General features: G+C 41.7%; 2 protein-coding genes and 1 pseudogene. 1 reads left to right on the top strand and 2 read right to left on the bottom strand.

Annotated features, from left to right (window positions below):
- Positions 1-231 (top strand): annotated as a pseudogene (locus tag Q9I99_RS11600) (hypothetical protein); the annotation flags it as partial.
- A gap of 109 nt (positions 232-340) precedes the next feature.
- On the opposite strand, the gene Q9I99_RS11195 reads toward Q9I99_RS11600, so the two are convergent.
- Together Q9I99_RS11195 and Q9I99_RS11190 are read right to left on the bottom strand one after the other, a co-directional pair.
- Positions 341-793 (bottom strand): tetratricopeptide repeat protein, encoded by a 453-nt coding sequence (locus tag Q9I99_RS11195; protein WP_118780905.1) that lies wholly within the window; start codon positions 791-793, stop codon positions 341-343.
- A 17-nt stretch (positions 794-810) separates the two neighbouring features.
- A partial coding sequence (locus Q9I99_RS11190; RefSeq protein WP_304666234.1) for an RHS repeat-associated core domain-containing protein occupies positions 811-1,486 on the bottom strand: 676 nt, incomplete at its 5' end.

Here is a 1,486-nt window from a genome sequence, read left to right as displayed (position 1 = left end):
ACTGCCTTTGCCCTTCCCTTCGGCTGTTTTGTCGGAAAGGATGTTGTGGGCGGGGTCGAAGGCGAAGGTTTCGCTGCGGCCGCTTTGGCTGTTGCGGGCTTCCTGAATGCGTCCGATTTTGTCGTAAACGTAATGGAGGACGCCGCTTCTTTGGTCGGCGCTTTGGATCAGGTTGCCGGCTTTGTCGTAGGCGTAGCGGCGGTTAAGTACGGTGCAACAAAGGCCGTCTGAAAGTTGGTTTTCAGACGACCTCTATGTCAACTGCTAATGAGATTGTTAAAGAACAAATGTTTCAGACGACCTCAAAGAAGGTTTTGAGGTCGTCTGAAAATATCGAATCTTACTTTTTGTTTTTTTTCTTAGGATTTAATTCTTCTTTACGTTGCTTATAAAATTGCCAATATTTTTTGTCTTCCATAGAGAAAGGTGTGTAGCGTAGCTCATTATAAGTTAGGTCAAAATATTTATAGGCATTCTCCATATCGCCCAATTCATAATAAACGATTCCTGTCCATATGAACACACCTGCTGCAGGTTCATCTTTTCGTGCCTCAAGTGCAATTAACATCCACTCAAGGGCTTTTTGATAATCGCCTAATTTTTTATAATTTTCTGAAATACCACAGGCGATTGCCGAAGTTGGCTCGACGAATTGAGTGGCTGGTTTGGGTAAAAGTTCCCATGCCTGCTTTAGAATATCAATGCTTTCCTCCGGCATAGTAGCGTCATTTGAGTTACATACAAAATCATTGATTTTTTTGTTCAATTCATAATTTACTTGATCTAAATACATAATTTATCCTTCTTAGATTAACAACCTTTAGGTAGCTTACCATTTTTAGGTTTACGGGGATTTTTATAACGCTCTTTACTTTTCGCTCCACGAGAACAATTACCAGGTCCGTATTCCAATCGGTAATTATTGGGGTCAAGCATCCATTTCCGTACTGCCTGAGACTTAGCCCCATGATAACGACCGCAACGATTCCAATAAGAAACAGCATCCTCAGGATTATGTCCCATATGAGCTTGTCTTAAGGGATATTGCTTACCATCAATATCAGTAAATGTAGCTGCACTTGGAATCTGTGAAGAACGTCTAAGTTTACTGATTTGATCGGATGTAATACCTTGAATTTCTCCATTAGCTAACATACGTTGCATTACTGCCCGTCCTGTCTTAGATACCTTAGATGGCGTTCTACCAATATAGGCATTCCTTCTCCATAAACCTAATGGGTCATACCAATCTTGTGTATTGGGTGAGAAGAAATACAAATTATCTCCACCAATTAATCTAATCGGATCTTGATTAATGAATCTACCAGCATCTGGTTCATAGTAACGGAAAAAATTATAGTGCAGCCCGGTCTCTTCATCGAAGTATTGGTTTTGCAGTCTGAACGGCTGATGCGCGTGCTGATAGACCCGCCCGTCCTTTTTCAGACGACCCCAGGCGGTGTATTCGCCGTACCACAGGAGATTA

Origin of the sequence: Neisseria basseii (genome assembly GCF_962707005.1) — a bacterium.
In the GTDB taxonomy this organism is placed as follows: domain Bacteria; phylum Pseudomonadota; class Gammaproteobacteria; order Burkholderiales; family Neisseriaceae; genus Neisseria; species Neisseria bergeri.
Note: the sequence above shows the minus strand (reverse complement) of the source record. Positions and strands in the feature narration are given on the sequence as shown.